This is a genomic window from Roseococcus sp. YIM B11640 (assembly GCF_049727625.1).
Classification (GTDB): domain Bacteria; phylum Pseudomonadota; class Alphaproteobacteria; order Acetobacterales; family Acetobacteraceae; genus Roseococcus.
Genome location: NZ_JBBJOZ010000001.1, coordinates 538,891 through 563,588, shown reverse-complemented (window position 1 = coordinate 563,588; position 24,698 = coordinate 538,891). Strand labels below are relative to the sequence as shown.

Genomic DNA, 24,698 nt, shown 5'->3' with positions numbered 1-24,698 from the left:
GTACCGCACCTCGACGCGCCCTTCCCCGCGCGCCAGGATGACGCCGAAACGACGGATCGCCTGTCATCAACCTTCTCCTCGTCGTGGCCTATGTCCTGCTCTGGGGCTCGGCCTTCAATGCCGCGCGGGTCATCGCGCTCGAATGGCCGCCGCTCTGGGCGCTGCTGCTCCGCTTCGCGGCGGTGGGGCCGCTGCTCTGGCTGCTGGTGCGTGCCCGCCACGCGCCGCTGCCGCGCGGGGGCGACCTGCTGCGCGTCATGGCCATGGGCGTCTTCGGCATGGGCGGCTACCTGGCCTGCGCCTGGGTCGCCTCGGGCTACGTGCCCTCGGGGCTGGTGGCCCTGCTCTCGGCCTGCGCGCCTCTCTTCGTCGCGCTGGGCGAGGCCGCGATGGGCCAGCGCATGTCGCGCACGGGCTGGCTCGGCCTCGGCCTTGGCTGGCTGGGCGTGGCGCTGCTCGGGCTGCTGCGTTCGGCCGATGGGATCGCGGCGGCCGAGGCCTGGGGGCTCGGCATCGCCATCCTGGGCGCGCTGCTCCAGGCCATCGGCGTGCTGGCCTATGCCCCCACGCGCGGCCGGGTGGCGGCCTGGCCAACCAATTTCGTGCAGACCGTGACGGCCAGCCTGCTGCTGCTCGTGCTCGTCGGCCTCTGGGGCGGGCCGATGCCGGGGGTGCCGAGCCTGCCGGTGGTCTCCGCGCTGCTCTACGTCTCGGTCGTGGTGGGCATGGCGGGCTATGCGCTGTTCTTCGTGGTCATCGCACGCTTCGGCGCCTCCAACGCGGCGGCGCTGCAGCTCATGGCCCCGCCGGTCGCGGCCGTCATCGGCTGGGCCCTGCTGGGCGAGCGGCTGGCCTGGGGCGACCTGCTGGGCGGGGCCATCACGCTGGCCGGGCTGCTGCTGATGTTCCGCGCGCGCTGAGGCTGGGATAGGGTCGCCGAATGCTCCAGGGCCGAAAGATCCTCCTGATCGTCTCCGGCAGCGTCGCGGCCTTCAAGGCGCTGATGCTGGTCCGGCTGCTGCGCGCCGAGGGCGCCGCCGTCCGCGCCGTGCTCACGGCCGGCGGCGCGCGCTTCGTGACGAAGGAGGCGCTGGCTGCCATCACCGGCGAGCATGTCTCCGACGACCTCTGGGCCGCCGAGGCCGAGATCGGCCATATCCGCCTCGCGCGCTGGGCCGATGCGGTCGTGGTGGCGCCCGCCTCCGCCAGCCGCCTCGCCCAGATGGCGCAGGGGCTCGCCGAGGATCTGGCAGGCTGCATCCTGCTCGCGACCCGCGCCCCGGTGCTGGTCGCGCCGGCCATGAATCCCGCCATGTGGGCCCATGCCGCGACGGCGGCGAACGTCGCTTCGCTGAAGGCGCGCGGCGTCCGCTTCGTCGGGCCCGAGGACGGCCCGATGGCCGAGCCCGAGAGCGGCCCCGGCCGCCTCTCCGAGCCCGAGCAGATGGCCGATGCCGTCCGCTCGCTGCTGTCCGACGGGCCGATGAAGGGCCGCCACATCGTCGTGACCGCCGGCCCGACGCAGGAGCCGATCGACCCCGTCCGCTACATCTCCAACCGCAGCAGCGGCAAGCAGGGCTACGCCATCGCCGCCGCCCTCTCGGCGCTCGGCGCGCGGGTGACGCTGGTCAGCGGGCCCACGAACCTCGCCGCGCCCGCCGGCGTCGCGCTGGTCCGCATCGAATCCGCGCGCGACATGCTGGCCGCCTGCGAGGCCGCCCTGCCCGCCGATGCCGCGATCTTCGCCGCCGCCGTCGCCGACTGGCGCGTGGCGCAGGAAGCGACGCAGAAGCTCAAGAAGGAGCCGGGCGCCGCCGCGCCGACGCTGACCATGGCGCTGAACCCGGACATCCTGGCCACCGTCTCGAAGCACGCGCAGCGCCCGAGGCTCGTCGTCGGCTTCGCGGCGGAGACGGAGCATGTCGTGGAGCACGCGCGGCAGAAGCTCGAGCGCAAGGGCTGCGACTGGATCGTGGCGAACGACGTGTCCGGCGACGTCTTCGGCGGCGAGCGGAACACGGTGCATCTGGTGACGAGGACTGGCGTGGAGGATTGGCCTGAAATGCCCAAGGGTGAAGTGGCGACGCGGCTCGCGGCGCGCGTGGCGGCGTTTTTCCAATGAAGGTTCTGGTGCAGCGCCTGCCCCATGCCGAGGGCCTTCCCCTCCCCGCCTACGCCACCGAGGGCGCGGCCGGCATGGACCTGCTGGCCGCCAAGGCCATGACCATCCCGGCCGGCGGCCGCGCCCTGGTGCCCACCGGCCTGCGCATCGCGCTGCCCGAGGGCTACGAGATGCAGATCCGCCCCCGCTCCGGCCTCGCGCTCAAGCACGGGATCACGCTGCCCAACTCCCCCGGCACGGTGGATGAGGATTATCGGGGCGAGGTGGGCGTCATCCTCCTCAACACCGGCGCCGAGGCCTTCGAGATCGCGCGGGGGGACCGAATCGCCCAGGCCGTCTTCGCGCCCGTGACGCGCGCGGAATGGGAGGAGGTCGTGGTCCTCCCCGAGACCCAGCGCGGAACCGGCGGCTTCGGCTCGACGGGCCGCAACTAGGCGATGATGGCTTCGCATCCGTTCACCTTCCATGGCCTGGCTGGTGGCGGGATTCAGACCCCCGGCGCATGCGCGCCTCTGTTCATCCCGCTCTAGCCCCCATATTCCCGCCATGGACCTCGATTTCACCGAAGACGAGCTGCACCGCTACTCGCGCCACATCCTGCTGAAGGAGGTCGGCGCCATCGGCCAGGCGAAGCTGCGGGCCGCGCGGGTGCTGATCGTCGGCGCGGGCGGGCTCGGCTCGCCGCTGGCGCTCTACCTGGCGGCGGCGGGCGTCGGCACGCTCGGCCTCGTGGACCATGACGAGCTGGAGCTGTCGAACCTCCAGCGGCAGGTCGCGCATGCGACCTCGCGCATCGGGCAGTTCAAGACGGACAGCACCGCCGCCGCCCTCAGGGACCTCAATCCCGACGTGAGGCTGGAGCTGCACACTCGCCGCATGGACCGCGCGGCGGCCGAGGAGCTGATCCCGCAATACGACGTGATCTGCGACGGCACCGACAACTTCCCCACGCGCTTCCTGCTGGGCGATGCCTGCCACCTGCTGAAGAAGCCGCTGGTCAGCGCCGCCGTGCTGCGCTTCGAGGGCCAGCTCTCGGTCTTCCGCGCGCATGAGGGCGCGCCCCAGCCCTGCCACCGCTGCCTGCACCCCGAGATGCCGCCCGAGGGGCTGGTCCCCACCTGCTCGCAGGCCGGCGTGCTCGGCGCCGTCGTGGGCGTCATGGGCACGCTGCAGGCAACCGAGGTGCTGAAGGTGATCCTGGGCATCGGCGAGGACATGTCCGGCCGCCTGCTGCTCTGGGACGCGCTGGATGCCCGCTTCCGCATGGTGAAGCTGCGCCGCGACCCCGAATGCGCGCTTTGCGGCGAGGCCGCGACGATCCACGACCTTTCCGCGCATTCATGAGCCGGCCGCTCGGAATCCTGCTCATCTCCGGCGGGCATGAGCGTGGGCACTACGCGCTGATGCTGGCCACCGGCGCCGCCGCCATCGGGCGGGAGGTGACGCTCTTCGCCACCAACGCCGGCTGCCGCCTGCTGCTGGCCGATGCGCCGCTGGAGCGCGACCCGCGCGAGTCGATGCTGGAATCGCGCGGCGTGGCGACAGTCGCGACGCTGATGGACGCGGCCCGGCAGCTCGGCATCCGGATGATCGCCTGCGAGGCCGGTCTGCGCGCCGAATCCCTGGAGGCCGCCACCCTGGCCGAAGGGGCCGAGAAGGCCGGCATCGTGACCTTCCTCGGCGCGGTCGGCGATGGGCAAATGCTGACCCTCTGACGGCACGGAGGCTTGACCCGGCGCGGCGGGAAGCGGCATCGAAGGGGCATGAGGGCTTTCTTCGCCATCGCGGTTCTCGCCCTGGCAGGCGCATCACTTCCGCCCGGCCTTTCGCGCGCGCAGTCCAGCCTGGGCGGCTCGCAGACGCTTGCGCCGCCCCGGGCCGCCGCGCCCGCTCCAACGGCCCAGGCGCAGCCCTCGACCACGCCCCGGACCAACACGGCCGGCCGCCGTCCCCCCGCCAATCCGCCGGCGGCCCAGCGCCCCCGCAGCGGCAGCCAGACGCAGGCCCGCCCCAACCAGGCCCGCCCCAACCAGGCCCGCCCGGCCCAGACGCCCGCCCAGCGCCAGGCGGCCGAGCGCCAGCGCCGCGAGGCTGCCGCCGCAGCCGCAGCCGCAGCCGCCGCTGCTGCTGCCGCCGCCGCGGCAGCGGCCGCCGCCCAGGCCGCCCCGCCCCCGCCCGAGCCGCAGCCCACCATCGGCAGCGTCACCGGCCTGCCCATGCCGCGCTTCGCGGCGCTGCGCTCGAACGACGTGAACCTGCGCGTCGGCCCCGACCGCCGCTATCCGATCGAGTGGCGCTACCAGCGCGCGGACCTGCCCGTGCAGATCATCCGCGAGCACGAGCAATGGCGGCGCATCCGCGACCCCGATGGCGCGGAAGGCTGGCTCGCCGCCTCCAACCTCCAGCCCGGCCGCCGCACCTTCATCGTGCTGGGCGAGCCGCAAGGCGAGGTCCCGCTGCGCCGCCGCGCGGAGGAAGGGGCCGCGCCCGTCGCGCGCCTGCGCCCCGGCGTCATCGGCCGCATCCGCGCCTGCGAAGCCGGCAGCGGCTGGTGCGAGGTGCAGGTGCAGGACCGCCGCGGCTACATCCGCCGCGCCGACATCTTCGGCGTGATGCCAGACGAGGAAATTAAGTAATTTCCTCGTTGCTTCTGCCCTCAGGCGCCCTGGGCTTGCGCGCCGCGCACAGGGGCGCTGGCTGAACCGCGGGCCTGGCGCGGCCGCGATCCGGGGCAGAGCCTCGGATCGTTCGTCCCCTCAGGCGCTGGTGCCGTCCAGCTTCAGCACTTCGCCGGCGAGGTAGAGGCTGCCGCAGATCAGGATGCGGCCCGGCTTCTCCTCGCGCAGGATTCGCGACAGCGCGCTCCGCACATCGGGCCCCGGCCGCGCGACGCCGCCGCTGGCCGCGATGATGTCGTCCACCGACATCGCGAGATGCTGCCCCGGCTCGCTCACCGCCGTCACGCTGGCCGCCAGCGGCAGGAGCGGCGCCAGGAAGCCTTCGGCGGTCTTGCCCTGCTTCATGCCCACGACGAGGTGCAGCGGGCGGTCGCGCCATTCCTCGGCGACGGTCTCGGCCAGGGCCTCGCCGGCCCCGGCATTGTGCCCGCCATCCAGCCAGAGCTGCCAGGGCTCGGCCGGCGCCAGCGCGCCCGACAGGCGCTGCATCCGCGCGGGCCAATGCGCCGCCGCGACGCCGCGCTTGATGGCCTCGTCCGTCAGCCAGGCGGGCTGCCAGGCGCGCAGCGACGCGATGGCGATGCCCGCATTGTCCGGCTGGTGGCGGCCGCGCAGTCCCAACGCCGGCAGCACGAGCCGCCCGCGCGCGTCGTTGTAGACATGGCCAGGACCGTGCGGGCCGATCGACCACGCCGCGTCGCGCGCCAGCAGCGGCGCGCGCATCTCCGCCGCGTAGCCGGCCAGCGTCGTCAGCGCCTCCGGATCCTGCCGCCCGGTGACGCAGGGCACGCCGGGCTTGATGATGCCCGCCTTCTCGTAGGCGATCTGCGCGAGCGTGACGCCGAGGAAGTCCATGTGGTCCATCGAGATGCTGGCGATGGCCGTCGCGGACGGGCTGTCCACCACATTGGTCGCGTCGTAGCGCCCGCCGAGGCCGACCTCGAGCACCAGCAGCTCCGCGGGCACGCGGCTGAAGAGCAGCAGCGCGACCGCCGTGGTGATCTCGAACACCGTGATGGGCTCCGCGCCGTTCACGCGCTCCACCTCCTCCAGCGCCTCGATCAGCGCTTCCTCGGAGACGAGCTTGCCCGCGAGGCGGATGCGCTCGTGGAAGCGCACGAGATGCGGCGAGGTGTAGACATGGACCCGCTGCCCGGCCGCCTCGCCGATGGCGCGCAGGAAGGCGCAGGTCGAGCCCTTGCCGTTGGTCCCCGCGACATGCACCACCGGCGGCAGCTTCCGCTCGGGATGGCCGAGCTGCGCGAGCAGCCGCTTCAGCCGGTCGAGGCTGAGATCGATCAGCACCGGATGCAGCTTGTGCAGCCGGTCGATGATCGCCTCGGAACGAGAAGATGGGATCATGTCGAAAAGCCTAGGCGCCAAACTTCCCGGCGAAGCCAAGCGCGCAGAGCGCGCGCCCGGCGCTTGAGGGCAGAGGATTAAGCCGCCTGCGGCGCCGGCTCCGAGGTTTCCGCATCGCGCAGCAGCCGGATCAGGCGGCCCAGCATCGCGCGCATCTCGCCGCGCGGCACCACCATGTCGAGGATGCCGTGCTCGAGCAGGTACTCCGCGCGCTGGAACCCCTCGGGCAGCTTCTCGCGCACCGTCTGCTCGATGACGCGCGCGCCGGCGAAGCCGATGAGCGCGCCGGGCTCGGCGATCTGCACGTCGCCCAGCATCGCGAAGCTCGCGGTCACGCCGCCCGTCGTGGGGTCGCAGAGCACGACGATGAAGGGCAGGCCCGCATCCTTCACCATCTGCGTCGCGATGACCGTGCGCGGCATCTGCATCAGGCTGACCGCGCCCTCCTGCATGCGCGCGCCGCCCGACGCGGTGAAGACGATCAGCGGCGCGTCCTGCAGCACCGCGAGCCGCGCGGCGGTCACGATCGCCTCGCCCACGCCCTGGCCCATGGAACCCGCCATGAAGGCGAACTCGAAGGCGGCGGCGACCGCCCGCTGCCCCTCGATCTGCCCGTGGCCGACCACCACCGCGTCATCCATGCCCGATTTCTGCTGCGCGTCGCGCAGGCGCTCCGAATAGCGGCGCTGGTCGCGGAAGCGCAGCGGGTCAGCCGGGGCCTTCGGCAGCTCGATCTTCTGCCAGCCTCCGTCGAGCGTGGCGTCCAGCCGCTGCCGGGCCGAGAGCCGCATGTGGAAGCCGCAATGGGGGCAGACGCGCAGATTCTTCTCCAGATCCGTCTGGAAGATCATCTGCTCGCACTGGGGGCACTTATGCCAAAGATTCTCCGGCACCTCGCGGGAACCGAAGAGCGTCTTGATCTTGGGCAGGGCCCACTCGGAAATCCAGTTCATGCTTCTTTGCCCTCAGGCGCCGGGCGCCGCCCCGGCGGCTTGGCTTCGCGCGGAGCTTACCCGGGTGAATGTCGGTCGCGCGCGCCGGCCGCCATGCGGCCGGAAGCGGTGTAGTCTCGTGGGCTGACATGACGGGGCTTGCCCGCCGGGTCAATGGTCCCGCACAGATTGGACCAGCAGACCCCACCCTGATTGGACGTAGCAACGGGACCAGTCTGGCGCCATGATCGCCCCAGACAGGAGCCCATGCCGTGTACATCCCGCCCGCCTTCCGCGTCGAAGACCTCACCCAGATCCATGCGCTGATCCGCGGCGCGCGCCTGGCCAGCCTCGTCACCGCGACGGCGGACGGGCTCATCGCCACGCCGCTGCCGATGCTGCTGGCGGCGGAGGAAGGGCCGAACGGCACGCTCTACGGTCACATCGCCCGCGCCAACCCCCAGGGCAAGCTGGCGGCGCAGGGCGAGGCCATGGCCATCTTCACGGGCCCGGACGCCTATGTGACGCCCGCCTGGTACGCTTCCAAGCCGGAGCACGGGAAGGTCGTGCCCACCTGGAACTACGTTGCCATCCACGCCTATGGCCCGCTGGAAGTCTTCGACGATGCGGAGCGGCTGCTCGACGTCGTCACGCGGCTGACGGAGCGGCACGAGGGCGGGCGGGCCGAACCCTGGGCCGTCTCCGACGCGCCCGAATCCTTCATCCGCGCCCAGCTTCGCGGCATCGTGGGCATCCGTATGCCCATCACGCGGCTCGATGCCAAGCGCAAGGCGAGCCAGAACCGCGACGCGGCCGACCGCGCGGGCGTGGCGCGGGGCCTCGGCGCCAGCGCCGACCCGGCGGACCGGGCCATGGCGGCCCTTATTCCCGAATAGCTAGCGCTTCCGGCGCGCGGCCTCGAGCCGGCGGGCCAGGCGCGGCTCCAGCGGCAGCGGGGGCTTGGGCGCGAAATGCCCGAAGGCGGCCGCCACCTCGTCGAAGCCGCGGTCCAGCCCGCCGCCGGGGATGGTGACATCGCCCATGCCCAGCCACTTGTTGCCCGGGCGCAGGATGGCATGCACCCATCCCGGCGGGTTCGAGGCGGGATCCTTCAGCCAGACCGTCACGTAGGCGATGCCCATATGCGGCCGCGCCTGCCAGCGGTCCACCGCGCTCCAGGGGATCGGCGTCTCGGACCAGCGGCGCCAGAGGAAGCCGTGCTCGTCCACTTCCAGCACCGGCCGCGAGTCGAACAGCATCCCCACCGAGAGCAGCATCCAGACGATGATGGGCAGCAGGACCACGAGCCCCAGGATCCGCAGCGCCAGGGGCGCGTCGGGCAACAGCACGGTCGCGGTGAAGCAGGGCGCGACCAGCGGCATCATGACAGCGATCAGGATCACGAGCCCACGGCGATAGGCATAGGCGCGGAAGGGCGGCCTCGTTTCCATGCGCGCCCTCCTCAGCGGCCATAACGGATGGCGACGAAGACACCGAGCACGGTGACCGCCGCCGAGAAAACGCACATCACGGCCACGGCGGCGTTCTTCAGCCGCTCGTGCCGCGCCGGATCGGGCGCGACATTGCGCTCCAGCCAGCGTCGGATCGGCCCCTTCAGCCAGTCGGACAGAAGGATCACGGCCGCGATCGCCCCGCCCCCGCCCAGGGTGAAGAGCGGGTCGCGGGCATGCACCCCCGGCCACAGCGCGATGCTCGCGTAGGCCGAGAGATAGAGCCACATCATGCCGTGGCCGATGGCGATTCCACGCCAGTCGGACAGGTCGATACGCGTCATCGGTGCCGGTGCTCCTGCCATGGGCCTTCAGGCAACGCCCGAGGCGGCCGAGCTTTGCAACGCTGGCGCCGTGCACGGGCAGGATGCTAAACCCGTCCCATGCCACGAGCGGCGGCCGCCAGGCTGCGTCCCGCGGCCCCTCGCCCTCGTGCCTCCCCCCGGCTCGAAAGACGGCCCCCCCCGAGCGGGCCCAAAACCAGCGGGCCCTCCCCGGGGTCCTCTGGCCGCACTGCGAAACCCGCGCGCCGGAGCCTCGGCGGGCGGCTCTTCCGGCTGGGCGTCATCCTGGCCATCTGGGGCACCTTCGCCTTCGCCGCCGTGCTGCTCTGGTTCACCTGGGACATGCCGCGCCCCGACGCCGCGCTCGAGCACCAGCGCCGCCCGAGCGTGACGCTGCAGACCGCCGATGGCGGGCCGCTGGGCAACCAGGGCGACCTCTATGGCGAGACGCTGCGGCTGCGCGACATGCCGGCCTATGTCCCCGCCGCGCTGCTCTCCATCGAGGACCGGCGCTTTCGCCAGCATTTCGGCGTGGACCCCATCGGCCTCGCCCGCGCGCTCTACCGCAACTTCCACGCGGGCGACGTGGTGCAGGGCGGCTCCACGCTCACGCAGCAGCTCGCCAAGAACATCTTCCTGAGCCCCGCGCGCAGCACGCGCCGCAAGGTGCAGGAGGCGCTCATGGCGCTCTGGCTCGAGCATCGCTTCAGCAAGGACCAGCTGCTCGAGATCTACCTGAACCGCGTCTATCTGGGCGGCGGCGCCTATGGGGTGGATGCGGCGGCGCGCCTCTATTTCGGCGTCTCGGCGCGGCGGCTGACCTTGCCGCAGGCGGCGATCCTCGCGGGGCTGCCGCAGGCGCCCTCCCGCTACAACCCGCGCTCCAATCCCGACGGCGCCATGGCCCGCGCGCGCGACGTACTGGCCGCCATGCGCGACACGGGCGCGATCGACGAGGCGCAGATGGCACGCGCCATCGACGAGATGGCCATCCCGCCCCGGCCCTCGCGCAATGGCGGCTGGTTCGCCGACTGGATCTTCGAGGATATTCCCGAGGCCTTCCCCGGCAGCGCCGACCTCGTGATCCGCACGACGCTGGATCCGCGCTGGCAGAACGCCGTGGAAACGCGCATGGCCGCGATCCTGGACGGGCCAGGGCGCGAGATGCGCGTCAGCCAGGGCGCCGTGATCGTGCTGGATGCGCAGAACGGCGCGGTGCGCGCCATGGCGGGCGGGCGGGACTTCCGCCGCTCGCCCTTCAACCGCGCCACGGATGCGCGCCGCCAGCCCGGCTCCACCTTCAAGGCGCTGGTCTATCTGGCGGCGCTGGAGCGCGGCGCGAGCCCCGGCGATTCCGTGAGCGACCTGCCCATCGCAGGCGGGCGCTGGTCGCCCTCCAACGGGCGCTACCGCTCACGCGGCTCCGTCACGCTGGAGGAGGCCTTCGCCCATTCGGTGAACACCTCGGCCGTGCGGGTGATGCAGATGGGCGGCGGGCCGCGCGCGGTGGCGGAGGTCGCGTCGCGCCTCGGCATCCGGGGCCGCTTCCCGCCGGACGGCTCGATCGCGCTGGGCACCGGCGAGGTGACGCTGATCGACCTCGCCGCCGCCTATGCCGCGCTGGTGAATGGCGGGCGGCGCGTGACGCCCTTCGGCATGGCCCGGGTGGAGGCCGAGCGCGGGCGCGTGCTGCCGGCTCCGCGCGTGGAGCCCGCCCAGGTGATCGCGGCCTCCCATGCCGAGCAGATGCGCCAGATGATGATGGCCGTGACGCGCTATGGCACCGGCCGCGCCGCGGCGGTCCCGGGCGTGACCACGGGCGGGAAGACGGGAACCACGCAGAACTATCACGACGCCTGGTTCATGGGCTTCGCGCAGCTCGCTTCCGGGCCGGTGGTGATCGGGGTATGGCTCGGCAATGACAACAATCTCGGGATGGACGATGTGGGCGGCGGCACCCTGCCCGCGCGGCTGTTCCGCGAGATCGTCGAGGCCGTGCGCGGCAATGAGTCGGCCCGGTAAACTCCCGCTTCTTCACTTTATTCCTTGTTATCATGTTGCAGTGCCTCCACGGTCCCGGAATGGGAAAACGGAGGGCGCGAACGATGCCTCACCTCAAGTGGTGCGGTTGGCTGCTCATGGCCGTTCTCGCCGCCGCCGGGCTGCGGCCGGCCCAGGCCGCCGGCGATCCCACGCGGCGCGACTGGCAGGTGAGCCTCTATGTGGGCCAGTTCCTGAAGGGCACCTTGCTGGAGCTTCCGAGCCAGTTCGTCCAGGGCGAGCTCGGCTTCCGCAGCGCCACCTTTTTCCAGCTCGACCTCGGCTACACGCCGTTCAAGTTCGACCTGCCGATCCCCTTCTGCACGGGCTGCGCCTTGCGCAACAACCAGTTCGAGCTGCATGCCGCCGTGGGACAGTATGCGGGCCGGCAGACCAATGCGGAGCTCGGCGCCTACTTCATGTTCCGCACCGGGCAGATCGGCCCGCGAACCGGGCTGCAGGCGAACATCGCCGCGGGGTGGGGCATCTCCTACGCCACCGGCACCACGGGGCTGGAGGTCGGCCGCACCGACATCCAGGGCGTGGACACCTACCGCACGCAGTTCCAGGTTCCCATCGAGGTCGAGTGGTGGCACCCCAACCTGCGCTCCGTCTCCATCGTGCTGCCGCGCATCCACCACCGCTCGGGCGGCTATGGCGCGCTGGCGGCCTATGGCAGCGGCTCCAACTTCATCGGCGGGTCGCTGCGCCTCAGCTGGTGACCGCATGACGCTTCGATGGGACGTGCTGCTCGCCATCCTCGGCATGGCGCTCTCGACCTACATGCTGCGCGCGGGCGGATATGCGCTGCTGCGCGCCTTCCGCCCGCCGCCCTTCGTGATCGCGATGCTGAGCCACATCCCGGGCTGCATCTTCGTGGCCTTCGTCACGCCCGCCATCGTGATGGGCGGCCCCTCGGCCGCCCTGGCGGCGGCCTGCACCATGGGCGTGATGATCGGCACGCGGAGCTACCTTCTGGCCATCGCCTCGGGCGTCGCGGTGATGTGGCTCCTGCGCGGCGCGGGGCTCTAGGTCAGGCTGGCGCGGTTTCCGGCTCGGGCGGGATGGGCGGCGTTTTGGCGGAGAAGAGGCGCAGCCCCGCCGCATCGCAATGCTTCTTCATGCGGCGGTTCAGCTCCCGCTGCACGGCCCAGCGGCGGGCCGGCGGGGTCATGATCCGGGCGCGCACGAAGACGCCCATATCCGTCATCTTGTCCAGGCCCATGACCTCGAGCGGCGCGAGGATCTGCGGCGCCCAGGCCTCGTCGTCGCGCATTTCCTGGCCCGCCTGGCGCAGCAGCAGCACGGCCTTGTCGGTGTCCACCGAGTAGTCGAGCGCGAAGTCCACCACCGCATAGCCGAAGTCGCGCGTCTGGTTCGTCACGGTGCTGACCGAGCTGAAGGGCACGATGTGCACCGAGCCATCGAGCGCGCGCAGCCGGATGGAGCGGATGGAGAGCTGCTCCACCGTGCCGGAGAGCCCCCCCAGCGTCACGGAATCGCCCACCGCCACCGCGTCCTCGAACAGCAGGAAGACGCCGGTGATCACGTCGCGCACCAGCGTCTGGCTGCCGAAACCGATGGCAAGGCCGACGACACCGGCACCTGCCAGAAGCGGTGCGACGTTGATGCCGACTTCGGTCAGCGCCGTGATCGTGACGACGATGACCAGCAGCACGCCGATGGCCGTCCGCAGCATGGGCAGCAAGGTCCGGACGCGGGCGCTGTTGGCGGCGGAGGCGCCATCGAGCCCGGTCAGCTTGCGCTGGATCGTCGCATTGGCGAATTCCCAGAACGCCACCGCCACGGCCGCGGTGATGGCGATGGTGAGGGCGGCCGAGACCAGCCGCCCGCCCCAGCGCCCCGGCCGGAACCAGGCAAGCGAGTTGAGCCCCCATGCCTGCAGCAGCAGCACCAGCACCACAGCCGAGATGACCATCGAGAGGATGGTCCGCAGCGCGGGAAGGTAGCGGTTCGCCCGCGCCTCCAGCCCCGGGAAACGATCCGCCAGCTCGCCGCTCACGCGGAACAGCCAGTCGAGCAGGCGCCGCGCGCCCTCGTCCACCAGCTTGGCGATGGCGATGATGAGCACGGTCGTGACCGAGGCGCCGAAGAGCCGCTCGAACCCGTCCTGGATCCGCAGCGCCCAGACGGCCCAGGCCGCGAGAAGCCACAGGATCACGACCACGTGCCAGGCCTGCGCGGCCTTGTCGCGCGCGGCCCGCATCCAGCGCCGGCCGGGCGCCACGGTCTCGCCTCCCTCGACCTTGGGCGCGGCGAGAAGGCGCGCGACGCTCGCGCGGTTCTGCATGACGACGATGGCGGTCAGCACCGTCATCACCAGCAGGCCGAAGCGCCAGATGACCTCGTGCGCTCCGTAGGGCAGGCCGAAGAGCATCACCGTCTCGGCCAGCGCGTAGAACAGCACGCCGGTGAGGGCGATGCGCCGCAGCCAGAGCATGGCGTATTCCGCGGTCTCGTCGTCGCAAGGCATGAGCCGGAGGCGCGGCTGGCCCGGCGCGAAGATCCGGCGGCCGACCGCCATGATGGCGCGCGCGGACATATAGGCGAAGACCACCGCCTCCATGATGATGCGGTTGGAAGGCCAGAGCGAATAGGTGCTGATCACGCCGATGCCGAAGAGGCCGAAGCCGAAAATCGGCACGGCATCCAGCAGCAGGTGCGCGATGATGTAGGGCATCCAGCGCAGCTTGCGCATCGGCCCCTGGATGGCTTCCGCCCGTGCCTCCAGCATCCGGTACGGCTTGCGCAGGACGAAGCGGAGGATCCGCTCGATGATGAAGCCGCCGATGAGGACCACGGCCAGCTTCCAGGCCAGCGCGAAGACCCGCTCCTGCAGGCGGTCGTCGAAGGTCAGGCGGCTGAACCACTCGCCGATGGCGCGCACCTCCATCGCCGAGGCGAGGGTCGAGAGCGCATTCTCCAGGAAGGCACCGAGGCGTTGGCCGACGCCGGTCACGATCTCGGCCGGAACGGAGGCGGCTTCCTCCACCGCCGGCTGCGCGGGGGCGGCGGGCGCGGCCGGGGCAGCTGCGGCCGCCGGCGCGGGAGCCGGGGCCTGAGCGGGGGCGGGCGCGGCCGTCCCGGCCGCGGGAGTCGCCGGCGGCAGGGATTCGAGGGCGCGAATCAGGGCGGAGCGGCGCGCGTCGTCCCGCAGCACCTCGAGCAGCGTGCCGAGCTCCGGCCCGGCCGGTGCCGCGGCCGGAGGCGCGGCGGCCGCCGGAGCGGCCGGAGCCGGGGCGGGAACGGGAACCGCCACCTGCGCCCTTGCCATGATGGGCAGGACGAGGAGCAGCGCGAGAAGGGGTAGGAGGCGGCGATGCATGGCCCCTGGTTTTGGGTCATGCCCGGGCGAGGTCAAGTTGCCACGACGCTTTGCGGCAGGCACCATGACCCATCCCATGTCCGAGAAAACATCCATCTGGGTCATCATGATCGCGCTTCTGGGCGCGCATATGGCAGGCATGGGAGCCTTCCTCACCGTCCCGGTCCTGGCCCCCGCCATCGCGGCGGAGACGGGGCTTTCGGCCAGTCTGGCGGGCGTCCACACGGCGCTGGCCTATCTGGGCGCGCTGTTCTCCGGCCCCATCACGCAGGGGCTGCTGAAGCGTCATGGCGGCGTGCGGGTCTGCCAGGGCGCGCTGCTCGTCATCGGCGCGGGCATCGCCATCGCCGCCATCGGGCATCCGCTCGCGATCGCGCTCTCGGCCATTCTGGGAGGGTTCGGGCATGGGCCCATCACGCCCTCCGGCAGCCACCTGCTGGCGCCGCGCACGCCGCCGGCGATCCGCAGCCTGATCTTCGGCCTCAAGCAATGCGGCGTGCCCGCGGGCGCGCTGCTGATCGCGGCGGTGGCTCCGGTCGTGGCGACGTATTTCGGCTGGCGCGCCGGGGTTCTCACCGTCTCCATCTTCTGCGTGGCCCTGGCCATGGCGCTGCAGCCCCTGCGCGCCGCGCTCGACACCGACCGCGCCCCGCCCGGCCAGGCGCCGCTGCGCCCCTGGCAGGACGCGAAATCGAGCCTCGCCATCCTGCGCGACGACCGCCAGGTGCGCTCGCTGACCATCGCCGCCGCGGGCTACGGCATCGGGCAGTTCTGCTTCAGCTCCTTCTTCGTGGTCTGGCAGGTGAGCATGTTCGGCCGCTCGCTGGAGGAGGCGGGGCTGACGCTGGCGCTGGCCCAGGCCGGGGGCGTCGCGGGCCGCATCGCCTGGGCCCTGGTCGCGGACCGTATCGGCGCGCGGCCGGTGCTGGTCGCGCTCGGCGTCGCCATCGGCTGCTTCAGCCTGCTCTTCGCCCTGGCGAGCCCGGGCTGGCCGGAGATCGCGGTGATCGCGCTCGGCGTCGCCATGGGGGCCTCGGCGGTCGCCTGGAACGGGGTCCTGCTGGGCGAGATCGCGCGCGTGGCGCCCGATGGCCGGGTGGGCGCCTCGACGGCCGCCATGGGCTTCGTCTTCGGGGGCACGATGGTGGTGGCGCCCACGCTCTTCTCCGGCCTGGTGCTGGCCACGGGCACCTATGCCTGGGGCTTCGCCATGTGCGCGCTCGCCGGCCTCACCGGCGCGCTGATCGTTGCACGTTTGATGATTCTCGGCGCCGGGCGCAGAATGACGGGATGAAGACTTTCTTCACCATCCTGGTCGGCGCCGCGATGCTGGCGACCCTCGGCGTCCTCATCGCGGGCATGATCGGCATGGCGCGCGGCCAGACGGGCGAGACCTCGCAGAAGCTGATGCGCTACCGCGTGCTGCTGCAGGGCCTGGCCCTGGTGCTCTTCGCCATCCTCATGATGGTGTGGCGCTAGCCGACGGGCCGGGCAACCCGGCGGCGCGCCATCCCCCGGGGATCAGTCGATACTGATCCGCGCATCCCGCGCGATGGACTGCCAGCGCATGGCGCTCGCCGCCACCCAGCTGTCATTCTCCGCGCGCGGCACGCTCAGCGGCTCGACGAAGGCGGTCTGCAGGCGCTGGGCCGTCTGCGGGTCGCGGCTTTTCTCCAGCGCCTCGGTCAGCCGCGCCACGATGTTCGCGGGCGTGCGCTTCACCACCGCCAGGTTGAACCAGATGCCGAGGTCGTAGCCCGCCAGGCCGGCCTCGATCATGGTCGGCACGTCCGGCAGCGCACTCGCTCGGCGCGTCGTCGTCACCGCCAGCGGCCGCAGCGCGCCCGCACGGATCTGCGCCGTCGAGGTCGCCGTGGTGTCGAAGCCGAAATCCACATCCTTCGCCAGCATCGCCGCCACCAGCGGCGAGGAACCGCGATAGGGCACATGCGTCGCCTCGATCCCCGCCATCTTCAGGAAGACGGTGGCCGAGAGATGCGAGGAGGACCCATTGCCGACCGAGCCATAGGTCAGCGGCCGGCGCTTCGCCTCCTGGATGAACTGCTGGACATTGGTCGCCTCCACCTTGCCCGGCACCACGGAGAGGATGTTCGCCACCTCGCCGATCGTGCCCAGGCTCGTGAAGTCGCGGACCGCGTCCACGCCCGTATTGGCGTAGAGGATGGGGTTCACGCCGAAGAGCGCCGTGGTCCCGAAGAGGATGGTGTGCCCGTCCGGCTCGGACTGCGCCACGGCGACGGTCCCGATATTGCCGCCGGCGCCCGCGCGGTTCTCCACCACCACGGGCTGGCCGAGCTCGCGCGACATGGGCTCGGCGATGATGCGGCCCACGATGTCGTTCACGCCGCCGGGCGGATAGGTGACGATGAGGCGGACCGGACGGCTCGGCGCCCAGGCCTGTGCATGGACGGCGGGTGCCGCGAGGAGACTTCCCATCCCGGCAAGTGCCGCGCGGCGCGTCGCAATCATCATCTCGGTCGCTTCCTTCCTTTGGGTCCCGAGTAGAACGGAAGCGAAGGATGGGCAACCACGGCGGACCTATCGGCCAGCCATCGGAGCGGCCCGAGGCTCAGCCTCGGGCCAGGCGCGCCAGCCAAGCCGCCGGAGGCTGCGCCCCGGCGCTCGAGGGCACTAGAAAGCTACTTCGCCTTCCGCACGATCGCCTGGTAGGCGGCCAGCGCCGACATATCCAGCACCTGGTTCACCCCCGCCCCCGTGGGCACGATCTGCGCGGGGTGGGAGGTGCCCATGAGCACCGGGCCGATGGTGGTGGCCGAGGTCAGGCGCGGCACCGCCTTCGTCAGGATATGCGCCGCGTGGAGGCCCGGCATCACCAGCACATTCGCCGGCCCCGTGAGGCGGCAGAACGGGTAGAGGCTCGCGCGCAGGTTCGGGTCCAGCGCCACATCCGCGCCCATCTCGCCGTCATACTCGAAGTCCACGCCCGCGGCGTCGAGCAGCTTCACGGCCTCGCGCAGGCTGCCGGGGATGCTGCCCTTGGGGTCGCCGAAGGTGGAGAAGGAGAGGAAGGCGACACGCGGCGTGAGGCCGAGCAGCCGCGCGGTGGCCGCGCTGCGCTGCGCGATGTCCGCCAGCGTCTTCGCATCCGGCCGCTCATGGATCGCGGTGTCGGCCACCAGCACGGTGCCCGAGCGGCGCGCGATCATCATGGTCAGGCCGAAGAGCGTGCCGCCATCGTCCAGCGCCATCAGAATGCCGTCGAGCGAGGCGGAGTAGCTGCGCGTCTCGCCCGTCAGCACAGCATCCGCATCGCCCATCGCCACCATGCAGGCGGCGAAGACGTTGCGGTCCTGGTTCACCAGGCGCTGGCAGTCGCGGAAGAGGAAGCCGTCGCGCTGCTTGCGCGCATAGAGCCAATCCGCATAGCGCCGGTTCTCGGAGGAGACGCGCGCGTTGTGGATCTCGATGCCGTCCGGCAGCCGCACGCCCAGCGCGGCGACCGTCGCGGTGATGCGCTCCTCGCGCCCCACCAGGATCGGCCGGCCGTAGCCCGCGTTGCGGAAGGCGATGGCGGCGCGGATCACCGTCTCGTCCTCGCCCTCGGCGAAGACGACGCGCTGCGGGTTCTCGCGCACGCGCTCATGGATCGCTTCCAGCGCGTTGGCCGCGACATCGAGGCGGCTCGCGAGCTCACGCCCGTAGCGCTGCGGGTCCACCAGCGGCTTGCGCGCGACGCCCGAGCGCACGGCGGCCTCCGCCACCGCCACCGGCACGCGCGCGATGAGGCGCGGGTCGAAGGCGTTGGGGATGATGTATTCCGGCCCGAAGACGAGCTGCCGCCCGGCGCCCGAGCGCGATACCTCCTCCGGCACCGCCTCGCGCGCGAGCTCGGCGAGCGACTGCGCGGCGGCGATCTTCATGTCGTCGTTGATGGTGCTGGCCCGCACGTCGAGCGCGCCGCGGAAGATGAAGGGGAAGCCCAGGACGTTATTCACCTGGTTCGGGTAGTCGGAACGCCCCGTGGCGATGATGCAGTCCGGACGGGCGGCGCGCGCCTCGTCGGGCGTGATCTCGGGGTCGGGGTTCGCCATGGCGAAGATGATGGGCTTGGGCGCCATCGCCTGGATCATCTCGGGTGTCAGCGCGCCCTTCACGGAGAGGCCGAAGAAGCAGTCCGCCCCTTCCAGCGCCTGCGCCAGCGTGCGGCGATCGGTCTCGATCGCATGCGCCGACTTCCACTGGTTCATGCCCTCGGTGCGGCCGCGATAGACCACGCCCTTGGTGTCGCAGAGGATGACGTTCTGCGGCGTCATGCCCATGGCCTTGAGCAGTTCGGCACAGGCGATGGCAGCGGCACCGGCGCCGTTGATGACGAGCTTCGTGTCCTTGAGATTTCGTCCGGTCAAATGCGCGGCGTTGATGAGGCCGGCGGCCGCGACGATGGCGGTGCCGTGCTGGTCGTCATGGAAGACGGGGATGTCCATGATCTCGCGCAGGCGGCTCTCGATCACGAAGCATTCCGGCGCCTTGATGTCCTCGAGATTGATGCCGCCGAAGCTGGGGCCGAGGAAGCGCACGCAGTTCACGAACTCGTCCACATCCTCGGTGTCGAGGCAGAGATCCATGCCGTCCACATCGGCGAAGCGCTTGAACAGCGCGACCTTGCCCTCCATCACCGGCTTGCCCGCGAGCGCGCCGAGATTGCCGAGGCCCAGCACCGCCGTGCCGTTGGAGACGACGGCGACGAAATTCCCCTTGCTCGTGTAGTCGTAGGCGAGGCTCGGGTTGCGGTGGATGTGCAGGCAAGGCTCCGCCACGCCGGGCGAATAGGCGAGGCTGAGGTCGCGCGCGGTGACGAGCGGCTTGGTGAGGCGCGTCTCCAGCTTGCCGGGGCGTCCCTCGGCATGCATGGCCAAGGCTTCCTCGCCGGTGATGCGCGCCGTTCGCGTATCGATCAATCCGTCCTTGCGCACATCATCCATCATGTGAGTTCCTGAATCGTGTCCATCGATTCACTTTGTAGCGAGCGCATTGCGGCCTGCGAAGGACGCCCCTTCGCGCCTGCGAAACGCTCGGCTATTCAAGCTTAGTGGAACAAAGGATCACCCCCGAAGGCGCGACGCCCGCGATGGCGCAATGGTTCGCGGCCAAGGCCGCGGCAGGCGCTGCGCTCGTCTTCTTCCGCATGGGCGATTTCTACGAATTGTTCCATGACGATGCGGAAGCGGCCAGCGAGGCCCTGGGCCTCGCGCTCACGCATCGCGGCGAGCATCAGGGCCGGCCCATCCGCATGTGCGGCGTGCCCGCGCATAGCCACGAAGCCTATCTCGCGCGGCTGATCCGCCGCGGCTTCCGCGTCGCCATCTGCGACCAGCTGGAGACGCCCGAGGAAGCCAAGGCCCGCCGCGCGCCGACCATCCGGCGCGAGATCACGCGCATCGTGACGCCCGGAACCGCCACGGAGGAAGCGCTGCTCGACGCCGCGCGACCCGCCTGGCTGCTGGCGCTCGTGCCCGGCGGCGCGGCGTGGCTGGACGTGACGACGGGGCTCTTCCACACCCAGGCGGGGGCCGAGCCCGCCGCGCTCATCGCCCGCCTCGGCCCGGCGGAGATCCTCGCGGAGGAAGGGATGGCCATCGAGGGCGCCATCCCCGCCGTCCCGCCGCGCGATGCGCCGTCGCGCCTCGCCGCCGCGCTCGACGCCGCCTCGCTGGAGGGTTTCGGCGAGTTCTCGGCGCCGGAGATCGCCGCGGCCTCCATGGCGGTGGAATATGTTCGCGCGGTGAATAACGGCGCACTGCCGCGCCTCTCGCCGCCGGTGGCCGAGGGCGCGCGCGGCGTGCTGCTGCTGGATGCCGCCACGCGCCGCAGCCTGGACATCCTGGACGGCCCGCGCGGCGCCTCGCTGCTGGGCGCGGTGGACCGCACACTCACCGGCCCGGGCGCGCGTGAACTCGCCGCCCGGCTGGCGAGCCCGCTGGACGAGATCGGCGCCATCCGCGCCCGCCACGAGGCCGTGGCCGAGCTTCGCGAGGACGCCGCGCGCCGGGAAGCGCTGCGCTCCGCGCTGAAGGGCGCGCCCGACATGGCGCGCGCCCTGGCCCGCATCAGCCTGGAACGCTTCGCCCCGCGAGACCTCGGCGCCATCCGCGACGGGCTGGCCCGCGCGGCGCAACTTTCTGTCGCGTTGGAAGCTTCGGAAGCTGGTTTGCTGACGGAAGCGATTTCGCCGCTTTCCGCCGCCCCGACGGTCGCGGCCGAGTTGTCGCGCGGCCTCAACACCGAATTGCCCGCCCGGCTCGACGATGGCGGCGTGGTCGCGCCCGGCTATGATGGGGAGCTGGATGCGCTCCGGCGGCTGCGCGACGACGCGCGCGGCGCCATCGCCGCCATGCAGATGCAGCTGGCCCAGGCCTGGGGCGTGGCAGCGCTGAAGATCCGCCACCACCAGCAGCTCGGCTACCTCGCGGAAGTGCCCTCCGCCGCGGGGGAGAAGTTGCTGCGCGAGGCGCCGGCGGCCGCGACCGGCGAGCTCGCGCCCATCCATCGCCAGAGCATGGCCAGCGCCCACCGCTTCACCTGCGCCGCGCTCGCCAGCCTCGACCGCCGCCTTTCCGAAGCGGGGGAACAGGCCGGCAGGCGCGAGAGGCTGGTCGTGGCGCACCTGCGGAAGATCATCCTCGCCGAGGCCGAGCCCATTGCCGCCGCCGCGCGCGAGATGGCCGGGATCGACGTCCTCGCGGGCTCGGCCGAGCTCGCGACCGAGGGCGAGTGGTGCCGGCCGGACCTCACCGAACGGCCGGACTTCGCCATCGAGGCGGGGCGTCATCCGGTCGTGGAGGCCGCGCTGCGCAAGGCCCGCGGCCCCGGCTTCGTGCCCAATGACTGCGACCTCTCGCCCGGCCACCGGCTCTGCCTGCTGACGGGCCCGAACATGGCGGGCAAGTCCACCTGGCTGCGGCAGAACGCGCTGATGGTGATCCTGGCGCAGGCCGGGCTGTTCCTGCCCGCGAAGGCGGCGCGGGTGGGCCTGGTGGACCGGCTCTTCAGCCGCGTCGGCGCTTCGGACGACCTCGCGGGCGGGCGATCCACCTTCATGGTCGAGATGACGGAGACGGCGGCGATCCTGAACATCGCGGGCCCCCGCAGCCTCGTGGTGCTGGACGAGGTGGGGCGCGGCACCGCGACCTGGGACGGCCTCGCCATCGCCACCGCCGTGCTGGAGGCGCTGCACGACCGCATCCGCTGCCGCACCCTCTTCGCCACGCATTTCCACGAACTCACCGTCATGGCGGACCGCCTGCCGGAGATGCGCCTCGCCGCCATGCAGGTGCGCGAATGGCGGGGCGAGGTGGTGTTCCAGCACAGCGTGGCCCCGGGCGCGGCCGAGAAGAGCTGGGGCGTGCATGTCGCCAAGCTGGCAGGGGTGCCGGCGCCCGTCCTGCGCCGGGCCGCCGCGGTCCTGGCCTCCCTGGAAGCCCGCGCCAAGGCCGCCGAGGACCCTCTGACGGCCGAGATGCCGCTCTTCGCGCGCCCGAGGCCCATGCCCTCGCATCCGGTGCTGGAGGCCCTCGCCGCGCTGGATCCGGATGCGATGAGCCCCCGCGACGCGCAGGAGGCGCTTTATCAACTCAAGGCCCTCGCGGCCGGAACGGAAGCTCTGTAGTCTGCTTGACATGACGACGACGACGGCCGCACGGGCCGAGGCGAGCTTGCTGGACGCCCTGCTGCCCGAGGGCCGGCCGGTCCCGCGCGACGTGGCGGTGGGCCTTCTCCGGCGCGAGTTGGGCAGCAAGCAGGCCAAGGTCCAGCGCGGGTTCGAACGGTACGAGTTCCAGGGCCTCGATGCCGCCAGGCAGCTCGGCCGGCACATGGATGGCATGCTGATGGCCATCCGCGCCTATGCGGAGGCCATGGTCCCGCCCGAGCGCGGCGCCCCGGACGACTTCGCGCTGGTCGCGACCGGCGGCTACGGGCGCGGCGTCCTCGCGCCGCATTCCGATATCGACCTGCTCTTCCTGACCGAGCGCGAGCCCGGCAAGCGCGGCCGCCGGCTCATCGAGTTCATGCTCTACCTGCTGTGGGATCTGGGCCTGAAGGTCGGCCACGCCACGCGCAGCATCAAGGACTGCCTGCGCGAGGGGAAGAAGGACACGACCGTCCTCACCGCGTTGGTGGATGCGCGCTTCCTTTCGGGCAACGCGCCGCTCTTCGCCGCCTTCCGCAAGAGCTTCGAGAAGCAGCGCGTCGACGACGGGCTCGCCCCCTTCCTCGCCGCCAAGCGGGCGGAGCGCGCCACGCGCCATGCGCGCTATGGCGAGAGCCCCTTCCTGGTCGAGCCGAACATCAAGGACGGCCGCGGCGGGCTGCGCGACCTGCAGACCCTCTACTGGCTCGCGCGCTACGCCTTCGGCGTGCGCCGGATGGATGAGCTGGCGGGCGCCGAAAGCCCCGGCGGCGGCCTGCTGACGGATGGAGAGGTGCGCGGCATCAACCGCACCTGGGACTTCCTCTGGACGCTCCGCTTCCACCTGCACTACGTCACCGGCCGCGCCGAGGAGCGCCTGACCTTCGACCTGCAGCCCGTGATCGCGGCGCGCATGTCCTACACCCGCCACGGCGCGCAGGATGGCGCCGAGCGGCTGATGAAGCACCTTTTCCTCACCTCGCGCGAGGTGGTGCGCCTCTCCCGCGTGCTGGAGCCCGCGATCGAGCGCGCCGCCCTCGGCCCGCCTGCCACGCGCAAGGGCGGCGACGACGGGCTGGCCGCGCTCGGCCTCGCCTTCGCCGACGGCAAGCTGGTCGCCGCGCCGCCAGACCGCGACTTCTCGCGCGAGCCGGTGCTCATGCTCCGCATCGTGAAGGCCGCGCGCGACCGCAATCTCGAGATCCATCCGCTCGCGATCCGCGCGCTGATCCGCCACTCGCGCCAGGCCGACCGGCTTCGCGGCGAGCCGGAGGCGAGCACCCTCTTCCTCGACCTGCTGACGGGCAAGGACGCGTCCAAATGGCTGCGCCTGCTGAACGAGGCGGGCTTCCTCAGCCGCTATATCCCCGAATGGGCCCGCATCGTGGGCCTCATGCAATTCGACACCTACCACGTCTTCACCGTGGACGAGCACACGATCGAGGCGATCGGCGTGCTGCAGCAGATCGAGCGCGGGGAGCTCGACAAGATCGCCCCCGTCGCGACCGAGCTGATGACGCAGCTCCAGTCCCGCCGCGCGCTCTATGTCGCGGCCCTGCTGCACGACATCGCCAAGGGACGCGGCGGCGACCATAGCGAGCTCGGCGCCCGCCTCGCGCAGGAGATCTGCCCGCGCCTGGGCATGAGCGCGGAGGAGACGGAGACCGTCTCCTGGCTGGTGCTGCACCACCTGCTCGTCAGCCAGACCGCCTTCAAGCGCGACATCGAGGATCCCAAGACCATCCTCGACATCGCCGACCAGGTGCAGTCGCCCGAGCGCCTGCGCCTGCTGCTGGTGCTGACCGTGGCCGACATGCGCGCCGTGGGCCCGCGCGTCTGGAACGCCTGGAAGGCCACCCTGCTGCGCGAGGTGTACTGGCGGGTCAGCGAAGTGCTCGCCGGCGGCATGACGGTGCCTGAGCGCGACGTGCGCGTGGCCCGGGCCAAGGAGGCCGCGGCCTCCCTCCTCACCCACTTCAAGCCCGAGGAGCTCGAGCACTTCATGGCGCTCGGCTATCCCGGCTACTGGCTCTCCTTCGATTCCGAGACGCATGCTCGCCACGCCGCCATCATCCGCCAGGCCGAGGCCGACAAGGCGCCGCTGACCGTCCGCACCCGGGTCATGCACGACCGCGCGGTGACGGAAGTGACGGTCTATTGCTCCGACCATCCGGGCCTATTCAGCCGCATCTCCGGCGCGCTCGCCGTCGCGGGCGCGACCATCGTGGATGCCCGCATCCATACGCTGACCAACGGCATGGCGCTCGACACCTTCTGGGTGCAGGACAGCGCCGGCGGCGCCTTCGAGGCCCCGCACCGCCTCGCCCGCCTCTCCGTGCTGATCGAGCAGGCGCTGTCGGGGCGGCTCAGGCTCGCCGCCGAGATCCGCAAGGTGCGGCGGGAGCCTGCCCGCCTTGCCGCCGTCACCGTGCCGCCGCGGGTGGTGGTCGACAATTTCGCCTCCAACACCCACACCGTCATCGAGGTGAACGGCCGCGACCGGCCCGGATTGCTGCACGACGTGACGGCCGCGATCAGCGAGCAGGGGCTGCAGATCGCCTCCGCGCACATCACCACCTATGGCGTGCGCGCGGTCGACGTCTTCTACGTGAAGGACGTCTTCGGCCTGAAGGTGGAGAACGAGCGCAAGCTCGGCCCGCTCCGGGCCGCGCTGCTGGAGGCGCTGACGCCCCCGCCCGCGCCGGGCGGCGGCAGCCCGCCCGCCCATCGCGAGGCCGCCGGCCCGGCCTGACC

At 71.7% G+C, this 24,698-nt stretch carries 21 protein-coding genes; 14 read left to right on the top strand and 7 right to left on the bottom strand.

Annotated elements, in window-relative coordinates; translation table 11 throughout:
• Positions 1–83: 83 nt before the first annotated feature.
• The 6 genes from WJM96_RS02845 to WJM96_RS02820 all read left to right on the top strand — a co-directional run bounded on the left by WJM96_RS02845 (position 84) and on the right by WJM96_RS02820 (position 4,758).
• Entirely contained in the window at positions 84–920 is an 837-nt protein-coding gene (locus WJM96_RS02845) for a DMT family transporter (RefSeq protein ID WP_424810908.1), read from the top strand.
• 20 nt (positions 921–940) lie between these two features.
• Complete coding sequence (coaBC, locus tag WJM96_RS02840; protein WP_424810907.1) at positions 941–2,122, top strand: bifunctional phosphopantothenoylcysteine decarboxylase/phosphopantothenate--cysteine ligase CoaBC; 1,182 nt, start codon at positions 941–943, stop codon at positions 2,120–2,122.
• Positions 2,119–2,556 (top strand): dUTP diphosphatase, encoded by a 438-nt coding sequence (dut, locus tag WJM96_RS02835; protein ID WP_424810906.1) that lies wholly within the window; start codon positions 2,119–2,121, stop codon positions 2,554–2,556. The genes coaBC and dut overlap by 4 nt, the downstream gene beginning before the upstream one ends.
• Before the next feature lie 112 nt (positions 2,557–2,668).
• A complete protein-coding gene (locus tag WJM96_RS02830) occupies positions 2,669–3,466 on the top strand; it encodes a HesA/MoeB/ThiF family protein (RefSeq protein WP_424810905.1) in 798 nt (265 codons plus the stop codon).
• Positions 3,463–3,837, top strand: a complete 375-nt coding sequence (locus WJM96_RS02825; protein ID WP_424810904.1) for a DsrE family protein — start codon at positions 3,463–3,465, stop codon at positions 3,835–3,837. The genes WJM96_RS02830 and WJM96_RS02825 overlap by 4 nt, the downstream gene beginning before the upstream one ends.
• A gap of 48 nt (positions 3,838–3,885) precedes the next feature.
• Positions 3,886–4,758, top strand: coding sequence for an SH3 domain-containing protein (locus WJM96_RS02820; protein ID WP_424810903.1), 873 nt, complete (start codon positions 3,886–3,888; stop codon positions 4,756–4,758).
• A 120-nt stretch (positions 4,759–4,878) separates the two neighbouring features.
• Here WJM96_RS02820 and WJM96_RS02815 read toward each other — a convergent pair whose 3' ends face one another.
• Positions 4,879–6,162 carry a bifunctional folylpolyglutamate synthase/dihydrofolate synthase gene (locus WJM96_RS02815; RefSeq protein WP_424810902.1) on the bottom strand — a complete coding sequence of 428 codons (1,284 nt, stop codon included), beginning with the start codon at positions 6,160–6,162 and terminating at the stop codon, positions 4,879–4,881.
• 77 nt (positions 6,163–6,239) lie between these two features.
• Positions 6,240–7,115: an acetyl-CoA carboxylase, carboxyltransferase subunit beta gene (gene accD / locus WJM96_RS02810; RefSeq protein WP_424810901.1), complete on the bottom strand. Its 876-nt coding sequence runs from the start codon at positions 7,113–7,115 to the stop codon at positions 6,240–6,242.
• Positions 7,116–7,366: 251 nt separating this feature from the next.
• Here accD and WJM96_RS02805 point away from each other — a divergent pair, with 251 nt between their 5' ends.
• Positions 7,367–7,990 (top strand): FMN-binding negative transcriptional regulator, encoded by a 624-nt coding sequence (locus WJM96_RS02805; protein ID WP_424810900.1) that lies wholly within the window; start codon positions 7,367–7,369, stop codon positions 7,988–7,990.
• Here the strand turns inward: WJM96_RS02805 and WJM96_RS02800 are convergent, their stop codons facing one another.
• Together WJM96_RS02800 and WJM96_RS02795 are read right to left on the bottom strand one after the other, a co-directional pair.
• Positions 7,991–8,545 carry a hypothetical protein gene (locus WJM96_RS02800; protein ID WP_424810899.1) on the bottom strand — a complete coding sequence of 185 codons (555 nt, stop codon included), beginning with the start codon at positions 8,543–8,545 and terminating at the stop codon, positions 7,991–7,993.
• An 11-nt stretch (positions 8,546–8,556) separates the two neighbouring features.
• Positions 8,557–8,889 carry a hypothetical protein gene (locus tag WJM96_RS02795; protein WP_424810898.1) on the bottom strand — a complete coding sequence of 111 codons (333 nt, stop codon included), beginning with the start codon at positions 8,887–8,889 and terminating at the stop codon, positions 8,557–8,559.
• 318 nt (positions 8,890–9,207) lie between these two features.
• Between WJM96_RS02795 and WJM96_RS02790 the strand changes: the two genes are divergently transcribed.
• From WJM96_RS02790 to WJM96_RS02780, 3 genes are all read left to right on the top strand, one after another.
• A complete protein-coding gene (locus tag WJM96_RS02790) occupies positions 9,208–10,911 on the top strand; it encodes a transglycosylase domain-containing protein (RefSeq protein WP_424810897.1) in 1,704 nt (567 codons plus the stop codon).
• Positions 10,912–10,994: 83 nt separating this feature from the next.
• Entirely contained in the window at positions 10,995–11,651 is a 657-nt protein-coding gene (locus tag WJM96_RS02785; RefSeq protein ID WP_424810896.1) for a hypothetical protein, read from the top strand.
• A 4-nt stretch (positions 11,652–11,655) separates the two neighbouring features.
• Complete coding sequence (locus WJM96_RS02780; RefSeq protein ID WP_424810895.1) at positions 11,656–11,961, top strand: AzlD family protein; 306 nt, start codon at positions 11,656–11,658, stop codon at positions 11,959–11,961.
• 1 nt (position 11,962) lies between these two features.
• Here WJM96_RS02780 and WJM96_RS02775 read toward each other — a convergent pair whose 3' ends face one another.
• Positions 11,963–14,275 carry a mechanosensitive ion channel domain-containing protein gene (locus tag WJM96_RS02775; RefSeq protein ID WP_424810894.1) on the bottom strand — a complete coding sequence of 771 codons (2,313 nt, stop codon included), beginning with the start codon at positions 14,273–14,275 and terminating at the stop codon, positions 11,963–11,965.
• Positions 14,276–14,351: 76 nt separating this feature from the next.
• Here WJM96_RS02775 and WJM96_RS02770 point away from each other — a divergent pair, with 76 nt between their 5' ends.
• Positions 14,352–15,569, top strand: a complete 1,218-nt coding sequence (locus WJM96_RS02770) for an MFS transporter (protein WP_424810893.1) — start codon at positions 14,352–14,354, stop codon at positions 15,567–15,569.
• Complete coding sequence (locus WJM96_RS02765; RefSeq protein WP_424810892.1) at positions 15,566–15,754, top strand: twin transmembrane helix small protein; 189 nt, start codon at positions 15,566–15,568, stop codon at positions 15,752–15,754. The genes WJM96_RS02770 and WJM96_RS02765 overlap by 4 nt, the downstream gene beginning before the upstream one ends.
• Positions 15,755–15,796: 42 nt before the next feature.
• Here WJM96_RS02765 and WJM96_RS02760 read toward each other — a convergent pair whose 3' ends face one another.
• Both WJM96_RS02760 and WJM96_RS02755 read right to left on the bottom strand, forming a co-directional pair.
• Positions 15,797–16,768, bottom strand: coding sequence for a Bug family tripartite tricarboxylate transporter substrate binding protein (locus WJM96_RS02760; RefSeq protein ID WP_424810891.1), 972 nt, complete (start codon positions 16,766–16,768; stop codon positions 15,797–15,799).
• 167 nt (positions 16,769–16,935) lie between these two features.
• The gene (locus WJM96_RS02755; protein ID WP_424810890.1) at positions 16,936–19,242 is read right to left on the bottom strand and encodes an NADP-dependent malic enzyme; all 2,307 of its coding nucleotides are present in this window, start codon (positions 19,240–19,242) and stop codon (positions 16,936–16,938) included.
• A gap of 143 nt (positions 19,243–19,385) precedes the next feature.
• Between WJM96_RS02755 and mutS the strand changes: the two genes are divergently transcribed.
• Positions 19,386–21,923: a DNA mismatch repair protein MutS gene (mutS, locus tag WJM96_RS02750; RefSeq protein ID WP_424811813.1), complete on the top strand. Its 2,538-nt coding sequence runs from the start codon at positions 19,386–19,388 to the stop codon at positions 21,921–21,923.
• Positions 21,924–21,933: 10 nt separating this feature from the next.
• Positions 21,934–24,696 carry a [protein-PII] uridylyltransferase gene (locus tag WJM96_RS02745; protein ID WP_424810889.1) on the top strand — a complete coding sequence of 921 codons (2,763 nt, stop codon included), beginning with the start codon at positions 21,934–21,936 and terminating at the stop codon, positions 24,694–24,696.
• Positions 24,697–24,698 lie beyond the last annotated feature (2 nt).

Excerpts from the sequence above, each read along its gene's own strand:
- WJM96_RS02780 (WP_424810895.1), top strand. The coding sequence starts at position 11,656 with ATGACGCTTCGATGGGACGTGCTGCTCGCCATCCTCGGCATGGCGCTC.
- WJM96_RS02745 (WP_424810889.1), top strand. The coding sequence starts at position 21,934 with ATGACGACGACGACGGCCGCACGGGCCGAGGCGAGCTTGCTGGACGCC.
- WJM96_RS02755 (WP_424810890.1), bottom strand. The coding sequence starts at position 19,242 with ATGATGGATGATGTGCGCAAGGACGGATTGATCGATACGCGAACGGCG.
- WJM96_RS02820 (WP_424810903.1), top strand. The coding sequence starts at position 3,886 with ATGAGGGCTTTCTTCGCCATCGCGGTTCTCGCCCTGGCAGGCGCATCA.
- WJM96_RS02760 (WP_424810891.1), bottom strand. The coding sequence starts at position 16,768 with ATGATGATTGCGACGCGCCGCGCGGCACTTGCCGGGATGGGAAGTCTC.
- WJM96_RS02775 (WP_424810894.1), bottom strand. The coding sequence starts at position 14,275 with ATGCATCGCCGCCTCCTACCCCTTCTCGCGCTGCTCCTCGTCCTGCCC.
- WJM96_RS02800 (WP_424810899.1), bottom strand. The coding sequence starts at position 8,545 with ATGGAAACGAGGCCGCCCTTCCGCGCCTATGCCTATCGCCGTGGGCTC.
- WJM96_RS02785 (WP_424810896.1), top strand. The coding sequence starts at position 10,995 with ATGCCTCACCTCAAGTGGTGCGGTTGGCTGCTCATGGCCGTTCTCGCC.
- WJM96_RS02825 (WP_424810904.1), top strand. The coding sequence starts at position 3,463 with ATGAGCCGGCCGCTCGGAATCCTGCTCATCTCCGGCGGGCATGAGCGT.
- WJM96_RS02795 (WP_424810898.1), bottom strand. The coding sequence starts at position 8,889 with ATGACGCGTATCGACCTGTCCGACTGGCGTGGAATCGCCATCGGCCAC.
- mutS (WP_424811813.1), top strand. The coding sequence starts at position 19,386 with ATGGCGCAATGGTTCGCGGCCAAGGCCGCGGCAGGCGCTGCGCTCGTC.
- WJM96_RS02770 (WP_424810893.1), top strand. The coding sequence starts at position 14,352 with ATGTCCGAGAAAACATCCATCTGGGTCATCATGATCGCGCTTCTGGGC.
- coaBC (WP_424810907.1), top strand. The coding sequence starts at position 941 with ATGCTCCAGGGCCGAAAGATCCTCCTGATCGTCTCCGGCAGCGTCGCG.
- dut (WP_424810906.1), top strand. The coding sequence starts at position 2,119 with ATGAAGGTTCTGGTGCAGCGCCTGCCCCATGCCGAGGGCCTTCCCCTC.
- WJM96_RS02815 (WP_424810902.1), bottom strand. The coding sequence starts at position 6,162 with ATGATCCCATCTTCTCGTTCCGAGGCGATCATCGACCGGCTGCACAAG.
- accD (WP_424810901.1), bottom strand. The coding sequence starts at position 7,115 with ATGAACTGGATTTCCGAGTGGGCCCTGCCCAAGATCAAGACGCTCTTC.
- WJM96_RS02765 (WP_424810892.1), top strand. The coding sequence starts at position 15,566 with ATGAAGACTTTCTTCACCATCCTGGTCGGCGCCGCGATGCTGGCGACC.
- WJM96_RS02830 (WP_424810905.1), top strand. The coding sequence starts at position 2,669 with ATGGACCTCGATTTCACCGAAGACGAGCTGCACCGCTACTCGCGCCAC.